The organism is Streptococcus sp. Marseille-P6264 (assembly GCF_902460355.1).
Lineage (GTDB): Bacteria > Bacillota > Bacilli > Lactobacillales > Streptococcaceae > Streptococcus.
The window spans coordinates 163,446-182,273 of record NZ_CABPTO010000005.1 but is presented as its reverse complement, the minus strand read 5'-3'; the positions used below and the strand labels follow the sequence as shown (position 1 = coordinate 182,273).

Below are 18,828 nucleotides of genomic sequence, written 5' to 3'. Positions count from 1 at the left end.
GCGAGAAAGTTCCCAGATTCATAGTGTCTCAGGTCAATGCTAATAAAAGCGTTGATTTGATTGGTAGACTGAAAGCGACGAATATCTCCCAATTCGCCAATGATAGATGTCGCTGTGGTTTCTGCGACAGCTACTTTCCCGCAATCCTGACAGCGGAAACGGCGTTTTCTCAACCGAATCAGCGTTTTGTATCCCGCACATTCTAGGTAGGGGATTTTAGATTCTTTTTGGAAGTCATATTTAGCCATCTGACCATGACAGTTGTAGCATTTAGGAGCAGGATAATCCAACTTCGTGATGATTTCTTTATGCGTTCCAGCATCTAGAACATCCCAAATAGTAATGTTCTGGTCTTTTATTCCCAGTAAGTTTGTGATAAAATTTAACTGTTCCATAAGATTCTTTCTAATGATGGTTTGGTCGCTTTTCATTATAGGTCTTATGAGACTTTTTTTCTACAACAAAAGAGGCTCTATAATTCCTACAGTGGTTTACCCACTACAGAAATTATAGAGCCGTTTCTTTCAACATTTTCTGAAAAAGGAGTATAATGAGGGTGTAAATATGAAATCGCTTTAATAATTTAGAATCGAGGAAAGGATTATGAGAGATTCTAGACAGAAGGGGACTACATTAGGAACCTGTGCCCCTGATCAGGTTTATCAAGTGTTGCAAACAAGTCCTCAAGGGTTAAACTCACAAGAAGTAAAAAAGAGGCAAGCAACTTATGGTCCTAACCAGTTGAAAGAAAGTAAGAAAGAACCTATTTGGTTGACCTTTGTCAAACATTTTACCAGTCTCATGGCCCTCTTATTGTGGGTTGGTGGCTTTATTGCTGTGATTTCCCATAGCTTGGAGTTGGGAATTGCGATTTGGCTGGTCAATATCATTAATGGTCTCTTTAGTTTTATTCAAGAATATAAGGCTAGTCAAGCCACGGCAGCACTGAATAAGCTTCTTCCATCCTATACCCGAGTTCTTCGTGATGGAAAGGAAGATAAAATCCTTGCACAGGACTTGGTGCCAGGTGATTTGGTTTTCATTGAAGAAGGTGACCGTATTTCTGCAGATGGACGTTTGGTTGCTGTGACAGACTTGCAAGTAAATCAGTCTGCTCTCACTGGTGAGTCTAATTCCATTTATAAATCAGACCAAGCAGATTTGACTCCTGATAAGACTGAATTGGAATATGACAATATGGTGTTTGCAGGGACCACAGTTTCCTCTGGGGCAGGACATTTTATAGTATCTGCCATCGGTATGGAAACTGAGTTTGGACAAATTGCAGACTTGACACAAAACCTAGCTCAGGAAAAGAGCCCACTGCAAAAGGAACTAGACCATTTGACCAAACAGATTTCGATTATCGCAGTATCTGTAGGTCTCTTCTTTATGATTGCAGCAACACTATTTGTCCATCAGCCTCTTTCTCAAGCTTTCATCTTTGCCTTGGGAATGATTGTTGCCTTTATCCCTGAGGGGTTACTTCCTACAGTTACCCTCTCTCTAGCTATGGCTGTACAACGCATGGCTAAAGAACATGCTTTAGTGAAGAAATTATCTTCTGTTGAGACTCTTGGAGCAACCTCTGTTATTTGCTCAGATAAAACAGGGACCCTAACTCAAAATGCCATGACAGTTAATCATTTATGGACTTTGTCGGGTAATTATGAGGTGACTGGGCTAGGTTACGCACCAGAAGGGCATATTGAGAAGGATGGTCACCCTGTTTCTCTGAAGGGAAATGACCTCCTGAATCGTCTGGTTCGCTTTTCTCACTTGGCTAGTAATGCTCAAGTGGTTGCGCCAAGTGCTGACAATCCCAATTATACGGTCTTAGGAGACCCGACTGAAGCTTGTCTTAATGTTCTTGCAGAAAAAGCAGGTATTGATTTAAATGACAACCACAACTGGGCTCCCCGTATCAAAGAAATCCCCTTTGATTCGGATCGTAAACGAATGACAACGGTACATAGTCTCGAAAAAAGTCTGGATGGCAGTCACCATATTTCCATCACTAAGGGTGCGCCTAAAGAAGTGATGGAACTTTGCTCAGACTATTATGATGGTCAAGGAGCAATCAAATCTATGACTGCTACAGAACGTCAAGCAATTCTTGCTGCTAACGATCAATTTGCTCGTGACGGCTTACGTGTTTTAGCTGTTGCTTATCGTCCTTTGGAAAGCGAAGATATTAGAGAAGACAAGTGGGATATGCGGACCCTCGAAGAAGATATGGTCTTTGTGGGACTTGTTGCCATGAGTGACCCTCCACGTCAAGGTGTACGTGAAGCAATTGAGCAATGTCACCGTGCCAGTATTCGCATTATCATGCTCACAGGTGACTATGGTTTGACAGCTCTTAGTATTGCCAAGAAAATTGGAATTGTAAAAGGTAACAATGCACGAGTGGTTTCAGGGCTTGAACTGGCAGATATGACCGACGAAGAGCTCAAAGTAGCTCTTAAAGGCGAGATTGTTTTTGCTCGTGTGGCTCCTGAACAAAAATATCGTGTAGTCAATGCACTTCAGGAACTTGGTGAAGTTGTCGCTGTTACTGGTGATGGTGTTAATGATGCCCCTGCTCTTAAAAAGTCTGATATCGGTGTAGCTATGGGGGTATCTGGAACCGACGTAGCCAAGGAATCTGCTGATATGATTTTAACGGATGACCACTTTGCTTCTATTGTCCATGCTGTTGAAGAAGGACGTGCCGTTTATCGAAATATTCAAAGATTCCTTACCTATATTTTTAATTCCAATACTCCTGAAGCTGTACCCTCTACTTTCTTCTTGTTCTCTTTGGGGCGCATTCCTCTTCCCTTAACAGTTATGCAAATCCTAGCGATTGACCTTGGAACAGATATGATGCCCGCTTTGGGACTGGGGGTTGAGCCACCAGAAGAAGGCATTATGGACAGGCCACCAAGACGCCTATCAGATCGTTTGTTAAATCGGCAATTATTATTAAAAGCCTTTGCTTGGTATGGTATGATTGAGTCTGTTTTGGCTATGGGTGCCTTCTTCCTTAATTATTGGGTTAATCAAGGACATCTGAATCATCTAGCTAGTTCAGGACCTCTTTATCGAGAGGCAACAACCATGACTTTGGGAGCTATCATCTTCACGCAGATTGGTATGGCTATGAATAGTCGCAAAGGTAGAGGATCTATTTTCAAAATCAAACCATTTGCAAATAAGATTATTAGTCTGGGGATTATCTTAGAAATCATTCTCTTTATTATCCTGTCCTATGTACCTCTTTTCCACACTCTCTTTAATACAGCTCCGATTGGTTTTGATGATTGGCTCTATTTGCTCGTCTGTCCATTTATCATTATGGCTCTAGAAGAAATAAGACACCGACTATTTGATTAAGAGTAAGCCGGTGGCTTACTTTTTAGGCTCTATAATATTTGTAGTGGGTAAATCCCCTATGGATATTATAGAGCCTATTCTATTGTAGAAAAAAAGTCCTATATAATCTATAACAAAAAAGGAAATCATCGCTAACCTGGGCTACGACGCCCCCCATCTTGTCCTGATTGCGGAAATCAAATGAAGAAATATGACTTTCAAAAACTTTCTAAGATTCCTTACCTTGAAACGACTGGTATGCCTACTAGAATTCTTCTTGGAAAGCGTCGTTTTAAGTGCTATCATTGTTCGAAAATGATGGTCGCTGAGACTTCTATCGTCAAGAAGAATCACCAAATCCCTCGTATCATCAACCAAAAGATTGCTCAAAAGTTGGTTGAAAAGACTTCTATGACCGATATTGCTCAGCAAATGGCCATTTCAACTTCAACTGTCATTTGAAAGCTCAATGACTCCCACTTTAAGCATGATTTTTCGCATCTTCCTGAGATTATATCCTGGGATGTTGAAACAGTCAGGGAAGTGACTGTTTCAATCGGGAGATGAAGATGAGTTTCATTGCGCAAGATTTTGATAAGCTCAATATCATCACTGTTCTTGAGGGAAGAACACAAGCTGTCATCCAAAATCACTTTCTTAAATATGATAGACCCATCCGATGTCGCGTCAAAATCATTACTATGGATATGTTTAGTCCTTATTATGACTTAGCTAAACAGCTTTTTCCGTGTGCTAAAATCGTTCTCGATCGTTTTCACCCTTCGTTATTATATTTCTGAACTCAGGCTAAAACAGTCCACTGGACTGTTTTACTTCAACACTTAATCCGTGCTATGAGTCGTGTGCGTGTTCAAATCATGAATCAGCTTGAACGAAAATCCCATGAATATAAGGCCATCAAACGTTACTGGAAGCTCATTCAACAGGATAGCCGTAAATTGAGTGATAAGCGATTTTATCGCCCTAAACATCAAAAAAGAAAGGACGAATTTCGTCCTTTCTCGAGCTTAGCTTTTCTTCAACCTACTACAGTTGACAAAGAGCCAAGTTCTTTTGGTTTGTATAGTTTAATAAAATTAAATAAATCCTCTACTTCTGATGACAGTGTAGCTGATTTAAGGTGAGCGTAATAAACGGTAAATGTGATCTGGTCCTCCGGTATTAGAGGGATTTTTATTAAATCATCATCTTCATCAGAGAGTGCGATATCAGCTAGTAAACTAACGCCAATCCCTTTCTTTAAAAGTTCTTTAAGAATGACAATGTCGTCACTCTTGAAGAATATTTCTGCCCTGTTTTGATACTTCTGATTAAGAAGTTCAAAAGCTTTCAAGTGAACAAAATGTTCGTCTAAAAGGATAAAGGATTGATCTACTAAATCTTGAAAAGTGAGGGAAGAAGCAGTAGCAAGAGGGTGGTTCTTAGATAAAACGACATACAGTTCTTTATGAAATAGTTCATGCGTCTCTATTGAAGGATGATTGAGTGGTTCAATCAAACCGAGTAAGCTTGCATCAAGGTCCCCCTTGAGGAGAAGGTTTAATAACTCCACGGAGCCACCGCGGATGGGGCGTACTTTTTTTAAAAAATCAAATTCTTTTTCTTCATTTAGAGAAGCAAAGAGATACTGTATGATAATAGGAGGAAATCCTACAGTAGTGTAATGCGCCAAAGAGCGATTAATTTCTTTGTGAGTAGAAATGACCTCAGGTAAAATCAGTTCTGTATGCTTCAGAAGGATTTGTCCTTGAGTAGTTAATTTAAAGGAGCGATGTGAGGGATCGTGGTGAATCAATTTGCAATTAAAAGATTCCTCTAAGCGCTTGATGGCATAAGAAATAGATGGTTGGCTGACATTGTGTTGTTTTGCCACTTCCGTATAGGATTGAAGCTGGCAGAGGTCATAAAAATATTGTAGATCTTTTAAATTCATATAGGCTCACTTTCATTAGTTGGAGAAGGAAAAAAAGCGAAAATCACCAGATAAATGATTTTTATCTGTATCATTGAATTTGACTATACGGACCTTCACCAGTTACAATGTAGATGAGTCAGGAGTATCAGAGATTGTCTAATATACTTTCGAAAATGCTTAACATTTTCTCTCGTTTTTCAACAGGGAGCTGTTTAACCTTCATGTTGATTCTTTTGAGAGAAAGATTGTCAGTCTTATCAGAGGTTGATTCAAGACTATCAAAATTGAAAAATTCCTCTGGGGTCATCTCTAGGGCGTCAATCACTTTTTCAAGACTGCGAATGGTCAGATTCACGTTTTGGTTTTCGAGTTGGTTGATATACTTAAGCCCGAGTCCCGCTTGTTCCGAAAGTTCTTCCTGGCTCATTTTGTTTTGTGTTCGAAAATATTTCACTTTTTGGGAAATATATTGTTGTAAATAGTTTTTAGTTGCCATATAAATAGAATACAAGTTTTGTATGACAAAAAAACACCTTAAAAAATACAAAGTATTATATAGAGAACCTAGAGGATGCTTATTTGGATTAGGATTGCTAATTTCTATGATTATTTTGCTATACTCGAAACTTTTAGGAAAGAGTAATTGTCGAGGGTTTGATGAGTTCAGAAATTTATAAAACAACTTAAATTGTCATCAATAATAGTGTTTTAAGTATAAAATAGCTTATTAGAAAATTGTTCTCGTAAACTCATTATAACATATGCGTACACGATTGTATTTTATATACAACAAAGTTTTGTAAACAATTCATTCTAATGGTATAATATTAGTAAAAAGGAGGTTGCACTATGACTGCACATGATATTTTAAACAATCCTTTCCTTAATAAGGGAACTGCCTTTACCTTAGAGGAGCGAAAGGAACTAGGCCTTATTGGTTTATTGCCACCTTACGTTCAAACCATCGAGGAACAAGCAGCGCAAACCTATGCACAAATGCAAACAAAGGTCAATGATCTGGAAAAACGTTTGTTCTTAATGGAAATCTTTAATACCAACCGGACTCTTTTCTATTATCTCTTTTCTCAACATTTGGAAGAATTCAATCCAATCGTGTATGACCCAACCATTGCAGATACCATTGAAGGCTATAGTGACCTCTTTGTAGATCCACAATATGCGGGATATCTTGATATTAATCATCCTGAAAACATTGAAGCCACTTTGAAAAATGCAGCAGGGGACCGTGAGATTCGACTCATTGTAGTAACAGATGCAGAAGGAATCCTTGGAATCGGTGACTGGGGAACAAATGGTGTCGATATTTCTGTTGGGAAATTGATGGTCTATACTGGCGCTGCTGGAATCGATCCTTCTATGGTCCTTCCTTTAGTCATTGATGCAGGGACTAACCGTGAAGAACTTCGTAACAATCCTAATTACTTAGGAAATCGTCACGAACGGGTCCGCGGAGATCGTTACTATGACTTCATTGACCAATTCGTTCAAACAGCAGAACGTCTCTTTCCTAAACTCTACCTTCACTGGGAAGACTTCGGTCGCTTGAATGCTGCCAATATTCTAGAAAAGTACAGGAAACAAATTCCGACCTTTAATGATGATATTCAAGGTACAGGAATTGTTACCTTAGGTGGTATCTTTGGTTCATTGGATATTAGTGGTGAAAAATTAACCGATCAAGTTTATCTCTGCTATGGTGGTGGTACTGCGGGTGCAGGAATTGCCTCTCGTGTTCTTCGTGAAATGGTGAGTGAAGGTCTTTCCGAAGAAGAAGCTTATAAACGTTTCTTTATGGTTGATAAACAAGGTCTTCTCTTTGATGACATGGATGACCTAACTCCTGAACAAAAACCGTTTGCTAAGAAACGTGCCGACTTTAGCAACGCAGACAAGTTGACTGACCTGCTTGAAGTAGTGAAGACTGTGAAGCCAACCATTCTTGTAGGAACTTCCACTCAACCTAATACCTTCACTAAAGAAATAGTAGAAGCTATGTGCGAAAATACTGAACGTCCAATGATCTTCCCATTATCAAATCCAACCAAGCTGGCCGAAGCAAGCGCCAAAGATTTGATCGAATGGTCAGATGGCAAAGCTTTTGTCGCAACAGGAATTCCTGCTGATACGGTCTCTTATAAAGGTGTAGACTATGTGATTGGTCAAGCCAATAATGCCTTGATTTACCCTGGTCTTGGTCTAGGTATGCTGGCTTCTGAAGCAAGTCTTTTAACAGATGAAATGATTGGAGCGGCGGCTCATTCGTTGAGTGGTATTGTCAATCCAGGCCAACCAGGAGCTCCTGTATTGCCACCATTCAAGTATGTAGCAGATGTTTCTATTAAAGTAGCTGAAGCAGTCGCTAAAAAAGCGCAAGAACAAGGTCTTGCACGTGCTAAGGAAACAGATATGGCTAAAGCAGTTCGTGATTTGAAATGGTATCCAACCTATAAATAAGTAAATGGAAATGGGGTGTACGAGTGCGACTGGATGCTTCGTACGCCCTAAACTATACGCTATGACATATAGAAAGGGAGACTATGGAAATCTTTTTAACTTCAATTCAGAGTATTGTACCTATTATCGTCATTATCATTTTAGGTTACTTCTTACAAGTCCGTGGTTGGTTTCAAGAGAGTTTTGGAAATGATTTATCTAAACTCATTATGAATGTGGCCATGCCAGTGGCAATTTTTACCTCTGTCCTTAAATATTTAACGTTAGATAAATTGATTAGCCTGTCTGGCGGTTTATTGTATACGTTTATCGCCTTCATTCTCGGTTACCTAATGGCATTTATAGCGGTGAAACTTTTTGGAGTGCGCCCAGGCCGTCGAGGAACCATGATTAATACCTTCGTGAATGCCAATACCATTTTTATTGGTTTGCCTTTAAACATAGCTCTGTTTGGAAATCAAGCCCTTCCCTACTTCTTGGTGTATTATATTACAAATACAGTATCTACTTGGACATTAGGTGTCTATCTAATGACCTCGGATAGCAAAGAAGGGGCTTCAAAGCAAGCTCAAAAATTCAATTGGAAGAAGCTCTTCCCAGCACCTTTATTGGGATTTCTCGTAGCCCTCGTATTTTTAGTGCTCCGTCTTCCTGTCCCAAGTTTTGCGGAAAGTACCTTGACTTATATTGGTAGTTTAACAACACCATTATCTCTTGTCTATATCGGTATTGTTCTTGCAAAGGCAGGCTTGAATACGATTGCTTTTGATAAAGATACAATTGTCACTTTAGTTGGACGCTTTATCCTAGCTCCTCTGATTATGCTTCTTGTATTGAAGTTCTTTGCCCCAAATATGGCAACAGCAGAATTTAAGACCTTTATGATTCAGTCTGCTACACCAGCTCTAGCAGTTCTTCCAATCCTTGCCAATCAAGGAAAAGGAGATGTTGAGTTTTCAACGAATGTGGTGACTCTAAGTACAGTGTTCTTTATAATTGTTATTCCAATACTCCAAACTTTATTAGGGTAAGTAGGGTTATGGTCTGAGTGAAGGTTCTGAATTAGAAATTCCCCTATTTAAAAAATATTGATTCAAATTTTATGAAATCAATCAGTAAATATCGTTCTGAATAGCCTTGATATCACGCTGTTTTTAGTCCAGCTGAACCCCATACTTTCCTAACCAGGTCTTAAGAAAGCTCGTAAAGCTAGTCAGTTCTCAAAACGTTAAGAACGGCTTTATATCAATATTTCAAAGCACTCAAAAGTTTATCTTATGGGTGCTTTTTTCGTATTTTTTGAAAAAGTTCACCTCAAAGTTCACCTTATTTTTACCTTAATCTTGAATATTATTTTGTTAATAGTCTTTTGTGTTATAATGTAAAAACGATATGAAAAAACGGTAATGTAAAATAAGTTGTGTAAACACAAAAAGGAATAAATTCGTTATAGTAGAGTTGTGAAACATTACTAAAAAGAGACTTATTCCTATGACACAGTTTACCACAGACTTGTTAAGTCCCTAACCCAAAAGTAAGATATTGATGAATTTTTCCAATCTTCTCTTGGAACAGCTATGAACAACCTGCTTCAAACAGAGTTATCAGCCCTAATTTGCGGGCTTACCTTGGGGATTGCCACACCTTGGGCGGTTTGCACGATGCAAAATTGGAAAACCAAACACACGGTAGTGGATGGTCAACGTCTATACTTTGACGGGACTGGAGCACAACTGTTCGGTAACTAGATTAAGTGGTTTCTTCTAACCATCATCACGTTTGGAATCTATGGCTTCTGGTTAACTATCAAAATGGAGCAATGGATTGTGAAACATACTCATCACGCTTAATCATGAAACTGCATCTTCTTTTATAGGAGATGCAGTCTTTTGTTCTTAGAATAAGGAAACTGAAATTTTGTCTGTTCTCTATCTTGGAAAGGATATAAAAATCTTTTAAACTGATGGATTTCTTCAGGGAAAGACCATGAAATTTTTGATATAATATGGAGGATAGACTGCTAGATACTTTTTTATTTGTCTAGTAAAAAGGGATATTTTTCAAAAGACTTACAGGTGAGAACTAAGAAAATTTAAATACATATGTAATGTTTGACAGAAAATCACTCTGCCCTCATCAATGGATAAACAGAAATAAATTAAATAAAAGGAGTAACCAATGTCCGGAAACTATTCAACACGGGAATACCGTGAGAAATTATACGATGACCTTCATGTTCGATTGAGAGATACAGCGATTTTGATGTGTGCAATTTTTATTGCCTCTATCGGTCTAAATATGAATTCAACAGCTGTTATTATTGGAGCCATGCTGATTTCCCCTCTTATGACACCGATTGTTGGACTGGGGTTTGGTTTAGCTATTTTTGATACGCGTTTAATCAAGCAATCTCTAGAGGTTTTATTTACCCAAGTATTGGTCAGCTTGCTTGTCTCAGCTCTGTATTTCTGGATTTCTCCCTTATCTTATGAAAGTAGCGAATTGATTGCACGAACCTCTCCAACCATTTGGGATGTCCTCATTGCTATTGCTGGTGGGATTGCTGGTGTGATCGGTTCAAGGAAAAAAGAAGCAAACAATATCGTGCCAGGAGTAGCCATTGCTACAGCTCTGATGCCGCCTATCTGTACTGCTGGCTATGGTTTAGCTAATGGGAATGTACGATTTTTATTGGGGGCTCTCTATCTTTTCTTGATCAACTGTGTCTTTATCATGCTAGCCAACATTGTTGGAACAAGAATTTTGATGAGAAAATCTCCTTTAACTTCATTTAAAGAGCTGAGCATTAAAATGAGAATTGGCTTGATATCTTTGATTGTATTGTTGATTCTTCCAGCTAGCTATTCGGCAGTTACTCTGACAATAGAACAAGCGCGCAAAGAAGGGATCAAACAGTTTGTAGGAAAAGAGTTCGCCAATTATACGGTTATTAATCAAGTCTACAAGTCAAGGAACAATGAATTGGTCTTGACGGTTGTTGGAGATCCGATTTCAGAAGAAGAATTAGAAACACTCCACCAAAAACAAGCCTCTTACGGTATTCAATCTGTTCAATTGAAAGTGAATCAAGTTCAGAACTCGCCAACATTAGATAGTGAAGCGACCAAGGAATTTTATGAAAACATTGACAAGTATATTGATCAAAAACTCTCTGAAAAAGATTCACAAAACGATCTCGTAAAAGAAAATGAAGCAGACAAGGATTGAGGACAATGAACTGAATCGGTTTTTACGCCGTGTTTTTCTTGTATCTTCCTCTTTCTTACTTATAGCAGGTTGTTTTTGCTTGAATAAGAAATAAATTAGAAGTTCTATCATCTAAGAAAAATGATGAACAAAAAATCATTTAACTAATGGTGTGAACGTTTAGTGTTTATCAGCTCCATTCTCTGTAATTTTGGGGGTAAAATCCACACCATTCGGATAAAATTAGTTGAATTTGATTGGAAAAAAGCTTTTATAAAAGCGGAGAAAAGTCTTGATATTACGCTGTTTTTAGTCCAACTGAAATTCATACTTTCCAAACCAGGCTTGAAAAAAGCTCGTAAAGCATCACAATTTAGTAAACGTTAAAACTTATTTAAACTTATTGAAAGCATTTCGTATCAAAAATACGGGATGCTTTTTCTGTTCACCCCAAATTTTTGTAACTAGGTGATACTTGAAATTAATACAAATTTGGTTGTTTTTGATAAATCTAAGCAACACTACATGATGAAGTGAAAGGGGATGAATCTTTGATAGTATTCACTTATTGTGAAATATGATATATTTATTAATTAGATGGATGAATACTTCTAGAGTTAAATATAGTATAATAGGGACATACTTTTTGGTTTATTTTTGTTTGTAGTCGGATTATGAAAGAATATCCAATATTATGCGATAAGATAGAATGTTACAAAAAAGAAAGGGGATGCAATCCGATGAAGAAAGACAGATTAATTGTATTGACAGATGCTGTTCTAGCAATTATTATGACCATCTTGGTTTTAGAGTTAGAAAAACCAACAACACCAAGTCTTGAAGCTTTTTGGGATTTACGGCAAAATTTCTTTGCTTGTTTTCTTTCCTTTTTCTGGTTGGGATCGTTATGGATGGCACTAAACACATTATGGGAAAAGGTTGAGAAAATTTCCTCAGAAATTATTTGGTGGAATTTGTTTCTACTCTTGGAGCGGCAGGAGTTCTCTTTGGAGAATTTCATGCCATCCAAGATACCAGTCTGAATGATGTGGTGGACCGGATCTATATAAATGTCAAGGATTTACCGTTTCAGTCCTTGGGAGCTTTAGCTAATATCCTGTCTGATATTAAGAAGGGACTGATTCAAGACAGTCATATCTGGTCTTTCTTCCAGTCATTTTTCAAACAATATCAGTTGATAATCAGCTTAAATCAGATCTATCAGTTTGTCTATCTTTCTCTGATGGAGATCATGTCCTATCTTCACTTTGATTATTGGAAAAAAACGGCTCGGTCAGGAGCTAGTATGAATAAGGAGAACAAATGAAACGTTTAAAAATGTTATGGCATATTATGCAGGTTACGGGTTTTACTCGGTTTGCCCTGAGTTTTGTGACCTTTGTTTTTGGGTCAGGAGGCGTGCTTTTCCTAGTTGAACCTGCTATCACAAATTACGGAGACGGTCTTTGGTATGCTTTTGTGACTTCGACGACTGTCGGCTACGGGGATCTCCTAGCTGTGACCTTGATTGGAAGGATTACCAGTGTCTTCTTGACGATTTATGGGCTCATATTTTTTGGCTGTTTATCAGCTGTTATTTTTAATTATTATACCAATTTAAATAAGGAAAGAGGAGAGGACAAATGACTGCCAATTATTCAACACGGGAATACCGTGAGAAATTATACGATGACCTTCATGTTCGATTGAGAGATACAGCGATTTTGATGTGTGCAATTTTTATTGCCTCTATCGGACTAAATATGAATTCAACAGCTGTCATTATAGGAGCCATGTTGATTTCACCTCTCATGACACCGATTGTTGGACTGGGATTCGGTTTAGCTATTTTTGATACGCGTTTAATCAAGCAATCTCTAGAGGTTTTATTGACTCAAGTGTTGGTCAGTTTGCTTGTCTCGACTCTGTATTTCTGGATTTCTCCCTTGTCTTATGCAAGTAGCGAGTTGATCGCACGAACCTCTCCAACCATTTGGGATGTTCTCATTGCTATTGCTGGTGGGATTGCTGGTGTGATCGGTTCAAGGAAAAAAGAAGCAAACAATATCGTGCCAGGAGTAGCCATTGCTACAGCTTTGATGCCGCCTATCTGTACTGCTGGCTATGGTTTAGCTAATGGGAATGTACGATTTTTATTGGGGGCTCTCTATCTTTTCTTGATTAACTGTGTTTTTATCATGCTAATCAACATTGTTGGAACAAGAATTATGATGAGAAAATCTCCCTTAAGTTCATTTAAAGAGCTAAATATTAAAATGAGAATTGGGTTGATATCCTTGATTGTATTATTGATTCTTCCAGCCAGCTATTCAGCAGTCACTCTGACGATAGATCAAGCGCGAAAAGAAGGAATCAAACAGTTTGTAGGAAAAGAGTTCGCCAATCATACGGTCATTAATCAAGTCTACAAGTCAAGGAATAATGAATTGGTCTTGACGGTTGTTGGAGATCCGATTTCAGAAGAAGAATTAGAAACGCTCCACCAAAAACAAGCCTCTTACGGTATTCAATCTGTTCAATTGAAAGTCAATCAAGTTCATAATTCGACAAAATTAGACAGTGATACGACCAAGGAATTTTATGAAACCATTAACAAGTATATCGATCAAAAACTCTCTGAAAAGGATTCACAAAACGATCTCGTAAAAGAAAATGAAGCAGACAAGGATTGAGGGCGATGAACAGAATAGGTTTAGAGTTGCTGTCTGAAGAAAATAGTCTAGATGTCTATTCTTTTGAAAAAGAAAATCGGGAGTATTTTGAGCGAAATTTACCTCCCAGACCAGCTAACTATTTTGATCCAGAAGGTTTTAAAAAAATTACAGCGGAATTGTTAATGGAACAAGAAAATCATGACACCTACATGCATCTTATTAGAGATTCGCAAGGCATGATGGTCGGAAGAATCAATTTAAGTGTTTTAGGGAGCGATAGAAAAACAGCAGAACTTGGATATAGGATTGGAGAAAATGTTACTAATTTAGGCTATGCAAGCGAAGCGGTTAAACTCGTTTTAGACAAAGCATTTCATACTTATGGTTTAAATAGAATCATTGCGGGAGCGGCAACGGATAATCTTGCCTCTAAGAGAGTGCTTTTAAAAAATGGTTTCACCTTTAGTAGGATCATAGAAAATGACCTACAAATGAATAATGAGTGGGTTCATACAGCGGTATTTGAGATAATGAATCTATAACATCATCATTTCCAGTTTAGTGACAGGAATGATGGAGTCGTTAATCTTTGCGGACATTCAAGAATTTTCTCTGGATCTCTTTTTTCTAAAAAGTCAAGAGTTTCCCGGAAATTTCTCTGAGTCATTTTTTGAGATTTATAAAAGCAATTTTCACGAATTGTTTGATTAGCGATATCAGCTGTAATTACATATGCTTTTGTTACCTGTTTATCACTATGAGTTAAGGCTCCAGAAACAGGCTGTAGTGAAACTCCAGCTTGTTTGGCTAACATGGCTTCTGTGTATCTCAGTTTATAAAAGGATCGTAGAAAAAGTCTCAGTTTGACATTCAGGGGATGCTTCTGATCTCTCCTGAAAAGTCAATGCCTTAGCAATATAGAAAAACACCCTTATCCCTAGTTCTGCTAAAAGCATAGGATAAGAGTGTTTTTTATAAGAACGACAGATGATGATTATTCTTCGTCTTTTTTGATAATGTTTTTAACGCCTGCGATAGCACCTTCAACAGCGCCTTTTGCGTCTTCAGCAACTTCTTTCGCTTTTGAAGCTAGTTTTTCAGCAGTGCCTTCTGCTTGAGTTTTTGTATCGCCAGTAAGTTTTCCCAATCCTTCTTTGAGAGAACCTTTAGCTTGGTTGAATTTTTCTTCGATTGACATGGAAATTTCCTCCCTTTATTAAATGTATTATCTAAGTTGGATGCGGTTTGATACTCATTCAAGCGAGATAATACATACAAGTATAGACTCTTTACTAAGAAAAAGCAAATAACTGCTACGAAATGACAAAACATTTTTAATAAGTCACGACATTAATTTCGCCTTTGTCATATTCTGCAATGAAGATATCGGAGACATTTTCAAAGCCTTCTTTTTGGAGTTCGGTCATCAACCATTCTTCTGACTTACCAATAGATTCTAAAATTTCAAGCTGGACAACTCCATCCGTAATGATTGGATACTTCGGATTTTCGTCGCCAATTCTTACGATAATCAATTGACCATTTTGCTCGATGACAGCTCTTTTGACTTCTTTCAGTTGGAAGACTCCTTGGGAGCGTAATTTCAGAGCGACGTCTGATGCGGATAGGCCTTTTGAACGGCAGGCTTCAGGATCTAGTTTGCCGTTTTTGATGATAATAGTTGGCTTCCCGTCAATCAGGTGTTTGATGTAGGAAACATTGGTGTTCAGCCATTTTAAGAGCAAAATCAGAATAGTCCAGATGATTAGGATGATTGCATATTGAAGGATAGTAATGGAGCTATTGTAGATGACCCCGCCGATAATGCCACCGAGAACATAGTTTTGTACTTGGTCTGTTGCAGAGCTTGGTGCTAAATTCCCTTTACCTGTCACATTGATGACAAAAACGAGGGAAACAAGTCCCAAAGCTAACTTAATCGCAATTGTAATAAAAAAGCTCATTATTTTTCAACCTCCACGAGTTCAACGTCTGATTTGTACAGTTCCATTTTTTCTAATAAATAGCTATCTTGGTCGGTTCCGCTAATAGCACGGTAGAATTGTTTGCCAACCTTGATGATTGCGCCATCTGTAGTAGCTGAAGTATTGACGTAGACTTCTTCCTTCTCAACGCCTAATTCCTTTGAGACAACCTCAATAAAATGCAAGGAGCTACGGAATTGATTGTCATTTGATTGATTACTTTGGAAATTAGTAATGCTAATCAGAACAGTTGCTACTAGGGTCAAAATAGAAATAATGGACAGTTCACGGAACTTACTTCCTCGTCTATCTTTATAGGCCTTAAAGGCGAAAAATCCTGTTACCAAAACCAAGCATGCTGATACAATCACCATCACCCAATTCTGCTGGCTAATCTGACTCAGTACATAGTCATATGAATAGAATTTCATAAGATCCCTCACTTTTTTTGAATTCAAGCTATTATAAAACAATTAATCAGCTACATCAATAGCTTTATATAGAAAAAATAAAGTTTTCTAGAACTTGTTTGAAAGATGGAAGCTATATATTCCTAAGTAGAATATTTCACTTCATTCGAGTTTTGAAACTGCTAATAAAGCTTGACAAAATCCTTCAGAGTGCTAGAATAAGAGACAGGTAGAGGCCGATTTAGCTCAGTTGGTAGAGCAACGCACTCGTAACGCGTAGGTCACAGGTTCGAACCCTGCAATCGGCAAAAAGAAAACCAGCACCTTTTTTATGGGGTTGCTGGTTTTGTTTATATAATTCTTATAAAGAAGTAAGAAAAGTTAGGCCACCTAATATCACCCCCGCAGCATTGGGAATAATGAGGATCCAGTCTTTTTTAGGTTCTTTTGTCCAACCGTAGATAACCCAAATCAGGCAAGAAACTGCTGCGAATAGTGGTTGGAAAGGTTGAGCTTTGGATCCTTGTAAGTTTGCGATAATTTGTGGAATATAAGCGACGAATACAAGAATTCCAATAAAAGCTCCAATAGATCCGACAAAACGATTAATTTTTTGTTTTGACATACGATACCTCCTGAGCGTCCATTATATCAAAACGGAAAAAATTGTCAAATGAGACATAAGCCAGTATGGGAAATTCAAGATTTTTTATTTCATTTTAATCTTTTAAAACAACCACTTACTGCTCCAAATTGACCACTTACTGAAAGTCCCTTGTTTCTTTTCAAGAAATTGTTATAATGAAGATAGAAAGAGGGGAGGAGTGCTTATGAAGGTTCGGATTGAGCTAGACGATCGTTTGGCTGATACAGAATTGGTGATTCGAGTATCGCGGATTGATGAGAGGATTCAGAAGATTCAAGAGGCTTTGAATGAAGCGACTGCTCCAGCTATTCTCTTTTATAAGGAAAATAGTGAGTATTTTGTGGACTTGGCGGAGATTCTCTTTTTCGAGACCGATGGAGCCAAAATCTTTGCTCACGCGCGCAATGATGCCTATGAGGTCAAGTTGAAACTCTACGAATTGGAGGACTTACTGCCCCGTTATTTTTGCAGAATTTCCAAGTCAACCATTGCTAATGCTAGGGCGATCTATTCTTTAGAAAAGTCTTTCTCGGGTACTAGTTCCGTCCAGTTTTCTGAAACGCATAAGAAAGTGCATGTTTCAAGGCATTATTATCAACTACTAAAAGAAAAGTTAAGTGAAGTGAGGTAATCATCATGAAAAAAACAATTCTAGGCATCGGTTTTTTGGTTTTAGCCGGCTGGGTTTTGCTTCAGGGAAACTTTGGTATTCCTATGTTCAATTTTAATATCTGGCCCCTGCTTTTGGTCGGCATGTTTGCGTATTTTGCTTTGGAAAATTTCTTGGAGCGAGATTTTGGGACTGGTTTGATTATGACGATTATTGCTCTGATGATTGCCAATTCTGCCTATCACTTTTTGGCTATCTCCACAGGTACCTTGATCATGGGTGGTATTTTGGCCTGCATTGGGCTCAATATGATTTTCAAGCCAAGAAGGATCTGGGGTGTTCGTTATTTGTCTAGAAAGGGCTTGTCTACAACGGAAGGAGAGATTTCTTTTGGCAGCGGCACTCGCTATATCAATTCGGAGAATTTCGTCCATGATAAAGTAGAATGTGTTTTTGGTAGCGCAACTGTATATTTTGATAATGCCAGAATTTTAGGCGATTCTGCTAGTTTTGATGTGGAAGTATCCTTCGGTAGTGCGGTGCTTTACATTCCAAGCAACTGGCGAGTAGAGCTAAATGTGGACAATGCTTTCGGTACGGTTGTCAATCCGCATAATGGTAATGAAAAAGACAAGACTTTATATGTGCGCGGGGATGTCGCCTTTGGAGCTTTGAAGATTGTTTACATTTAAGAAAACGGATTATTGGTTAGAAATTGTAAAGTTTGGGAAAATGTACTTGCCAAACGTCAAGTTTTTTGATAATATAGTACGGTATGTGGTGCTAGCACATCCGTAATATTAGATCTAATAGGAGGAAACACACTAATGGCTAAAGTATGTTACTTTACAGGTCGTAAGACTGTATCTGGAAACAACCGCTCTCACGCGATGAACCAAACAAAACGCGCTGTTAAACCAAATCTTCAAAAAGTTACTGTTTTGATCGACGGAAAACCTAAAAAAGTTTGGGCTTCAGCTCGCGCGCTTAAGTCAGGTAAAGTTGAACGCGTTTAATACATGAAAGGGATTGGAAAGATTTATTCCTTCCCTTTTTTGTTGTTGAATTTTCAGACTAGACAGTTTATTTCTGTCCTTCCTCTTTTACACCCTGTCTAAAATATGGTAAAATAAACTATAAAATACTTTTGAGGTACAAGTGATGACTGTAAAAATCAATACAAAAGATGGTCAAATTGAGCTGACTGATGACGTGATTGCGACAATCGTTGGCGGCGCAGCAACCGAAATTTTTGGTGTGGTTGGAATGGCCAGCAAAAATGCAATTAAAGATAACTTTCAAGCTCTTTTGGGTAAAGAAAACTATGCCAAGGGTGTGGTAGTAAAAACGTCTGAGGATGGTGGTATTGCAGTTGATGTTTATACCGTTTTGAGCTACGGCATTAAAATTAGTGAAGTTTCCAAAAATATCCAAGAACGCGTTAAGTTTAGTTTGGAAAATCAACTTGGGATCACTGCCCACACAGTGAATGTCTATATCCAAAATATTAAAGTTGTAGGAGAATAA

The 18,828-nt window shown here is 38.1% G+C and carries 21 protein-coding genes, 1 tRNA gene and 2 pseudogenes; 16 read left to right on the top strand and 8 right to left on the bottom strand.

Going from position 1 to position 18,828, the window contains the following annotated elements; translation table 11 throughout:
* The coding region (locus FZ941_RS08015) for a transposase family protein (protein WP_262366286.1) at positions 1 to 395 on the bottom strand (395 nt) is incomplete at its 3' end.
* Positions 396 to 603: 208 nt separating this feature from the next.
* On the opposite strand from FZ941_RS08015, the gene FZ941_RS08010 reads away from it, so the two are divergent.
* Together FZ941_RS08010 and FZ941_RS08005 are read left to right on the top strand one after the other, a co-directional pair.
* Complete coding sequence (locus FZ941_RS08010) at positions 604 to 3,378, top strand: cation-transporting P-type ATPase (protein WP_148887483.1); 2,775 nt, start codon at positions 604 to 606, stop codon at positions 3,376 to 3,378.
* A 112-nt stretch (positions 3,379 to 3,490) separates the two neighbouring features.
* A pseudogene (locus FZ941_RS08005) lies at positions 3,491 to 4,343 on the top strand (ISL3 family transposase); the annotation flags it as partial.
* 53 nt (positions 4,344 to 4,396) lie between these two features.
* On the opposite strand, the gene FZ941_RS08000 reads toward FZ941_RS08005, so the two are convergent.
* Positions 4,397 to 5,311: a LysR family transcriptional regulator gene (locus FZ941_RS08000; RefSeq protein ID WP_148887482.1), complete on the bottom strand. Its 915-nt coding sequence runs from the start codon at positions 5,309 to 5,311 to the stop codon at positions 4,397 to 4,399.
* Positions 5,312 to 5,438: 127 nt separating this feature from the next.
* Positions 5,439 to 5,789: a helix-turn-helix domain-containing protein gene (locus tag FZ941_RS07995; RefSeq protein WP_148887481.1), complete on the bottom strand. Its 351-nt coding sequence runs from the start codon at positions 5,787 to 5,789 to the stop codon at positions 5,439 to 5,441.
* Positions 5,790 to 6,142: 353 nt separating this feature from the next.
* On the opposite strand from FZ941_RS07995, the gene FZ941_RS07990 reads away from it, so the two are divergent.
* From FZ941_RS07990 to FZ941_RS07945, 9 genes and pseudogenes are all read left to right on the top strand, one after another.
* Positions 6,143 to 7,768, top strand: a complete 1,626-nt coding sequence (locus FZ941_RS07990; protein WP_061454405.1) for a malolactic enzyme — start codon at positions 6,143 to 6,145, stop codon at positions 7,766 to 7,768.
* A gap of 83 nt (positions 7,769 to 7,851) precedes the next feature.
* A complete protein-coding gene (locus FZ941_RS07985) occupies positions 7,852 to 8,799 on the top strand; it encodes an AEC family transporter (protein ID WP_148887480.1) in 948 nt (315 codons plus the stop codon).
* Positions 8,800 to 9,345: 546 nt separating this feature from the next.
* Positions 9,346 to 9,618: pseudogene (locus tag FZ941_RS10795) on the top strand (DUF898 family protein).
* Positions 9,619 to 9,946: 328 nt separating this feature from the next.
* Positions 9,947 to 10,996: a DUF389 domain-containing protein gene (locus FZ941_RS07975; protein WP_148887479.1), complete on the top strand. Its 1,050-nt coding sequence runs from the start codon at positions 9,947 to 9,949 to the stop codon at positions 10,994 to 10,996.
* Positions 10,997 to 11,715: 719 nt separating this feature from the next.
* Positions 11,716 to 12,018 carry a TMEM175 family protein gene (locus FZ941_RS07965; protein WP_006151097.1) on the top strand — a complete coding sequence of 101 codons (303 nt, stop codon included), beginning with the start codon at positions 11,716 to 11,718 and terminating at the stop codon, positions 12,016 to 12,018.
* Positions 11,943 to 12,302: a hypothetical protein gene (locus FZ941_RS07960; RefSeq protein WP_000397555.1), complete on the top strand. Its 360-nt coding sequence runs from the start codon at positions 11,943 to 11,945 to the stop codon at positions 12,300 to 12,302. Before FZ941_RS07965 ends, FZ941_RS07960 begins: the two co-directional genes overlap by 76 nt.
* Positions 12,299 to 12,622, top strand: coding sequence for a potassium channel family protein (locus tag FZ941_RS07955; RefSeq protein ID WP_000825751.1), 324 nt, complete (start codon positions 12,299 to 12,301; stop codon positions 12,620 to 12,622). The genes FZ941_RS07960 and FZ941_RS07955 overlap by 4 nt, the downstream gene beginning before the upstream one ends.
* Positions 12,619 to 13,668, top strand: a complete 1,050-nt coding sequence (locus FZ941_RS07950; RefSeq protein ID WP_148887478.1) for a DUF389 domain-containing protein — start codon at positions 12,619 to 12,621, stop codon at positions 13,666 to 13,668. The genes FZ941_RS07955 and FZ941_RS07950 overlap by 4 nt, the downstream gene beginning before the upstream one ends.
* A 5-nt stretch (positions 13,669 to 13,673) precedes the next feature.
* On the top strand, positions 13,674 to 14,192 hold the full coding sequence (locus tag FZ941_RS07945; protein ID WP_148887477.1) for a GNAT family N-acetyltransferase: 519 nt from the start codon (positions 13,674 to 13,676) through the stop codon (positions 14,190 to 14,192).
* A 5-nt stretch (positions 14,193 to 14,197) separates the two neighbouring features.
* Here the strand turns inward: FZ941_RS07945 and FZ941_RS10790 are convergent, their stop codons facing one another.
* The 4 genes from FZ941_RS10790 to FZ941_RS07925 form a co-directional block, all read right to left on the bottom strand.
* Entirely contained in the window at positions 14,198 to 14,464 is a 267-nt protein-coding gene (locus tag FZ941_RS10790) for a hypothetical protein (protein ID WP_045500670.1), read from the bottom strand.
* Between the two features lie 180 nt (positions 14,465 to 14,644).
* Positions 14,645 to 14,848: a CsbD family protein gene (locus FZ941_RS07935; RefSeq protein WP_048766472.1), complete on the bottom strand. Its 204-nt coding sequence runs from the start codon at positions 14,846 to 14,848 to the stop codon at positions 14,645 to 14,647.
* Positions 14,849 to 14,984: 136 nt separating this feature from the next.
* Entirely contained in the window at positions 14,985 to 15,614 is a 630-nt protein-coding gene (locus FZ941_RS07930) for a DUF421 domain-containing protein (RefSeq protein ID WP_398587570.1), read from the bottom strand.
* A complete protein-coding gene (locus FZ941_RS07925) occupies positions 15,614 to 16,066 on the bottom strand; it encodes a DUF3290 family protein (RefSeq protein WP_125371117.1) in 453 nt (150 codons plus the stop codon). The genes FZ941_RS07930 and FZ941_RS07925 overlap by 1 nt, the downstream gene beginning before the upstream one ends.
* A 214-nt stretch (positions 16,067 to 16,280) precedes the next feature.
* On the opposite strand from FZ941_RS07925, the gene FZ941_RS07920 reads away from it, so the two are divergent.
* Positions 16,281 to 16,353 (top strand) — tRNA-Thr (locus tag FZ941_RS07920).
* Positions 16,354 to 16,406: 53 nt separating this feature from the next.
* Here FZ941_RS07920 and FZ941_RS07915 read toward each other — a convergent pair.
* Complete coding sequence (locus FZ941_RS07915) at positions 16,407 to 16,670, bottom strand: SemiSWEET family transporter (protein WP_005591744.1); 264 nt, start codon at positions 16,668 to 16,670, stop codon at positions 16,407 to 16,409.
* A gap of 205 nt (positions 16,671 to 16,875) precedes the next feature.
* On the opposite strand from FZ941_RS07915, the gene FZ941_RS07910 reads away from it, so the two are divergent.
* From FZ941_RS07910 to FZ941_RS07895, 4 genes are all read left to right on the top strand, one after another.
* Positions 16,876 to 17,322 carry a LytTR family DNA-binding domain-containing protein gene (locus tag FZ941_RS07910; protein ID WP_148887475.1) on the top strand — a complete coding sequence of 149 codons (447 nt, stop codon included), beginning with the start codon at positions 16,876 to 16,878 and terminating at the stop codon, positions 17,320 to 17,322.
* Positions 17,323 to 17,327: 5 nt separating this feature from the next.
* Positions 17,328 to 17,993 carry a LiaF transmembrane domain-containing protein gene (locus tag FZ941_RS07905; protein WP_148887474.1) on the top strand — a complete coding sequence of 222 codons (666 nt, stop codon included), beginning with the start codon at positions 17,328 to 17,330 and terminating at the stop codon, positions 17,991 to 17,993.
* Between the two features lie 135 nt (positions 17,994 to 18,128).
* Positions 18,129 to 18,317: a 50S ribosomal protein L28 gene (gene rpmB / locus FZ941_RS07900; protein WP_001140948.1), complete on the top strand. Its 189-nt coding sequence runs from the start codon at positions 18,129 to 18,131 to the stop codon at positions 18,315 to 18,317.
* 145 nt (positions 18,318 to 18,462) lie between these two features.
* On the top strand, positions 18,463 to 18,828 hold the full coding sequence (locus FZ941_RS07895; RefSeq protein ID WP_005591747.1) for an Asp23/Gls24 family envelope stress response protein: 366 nt from the start codon (positions 18,463 to 18,465) through the stop codon (positions 18,826 to 18,828).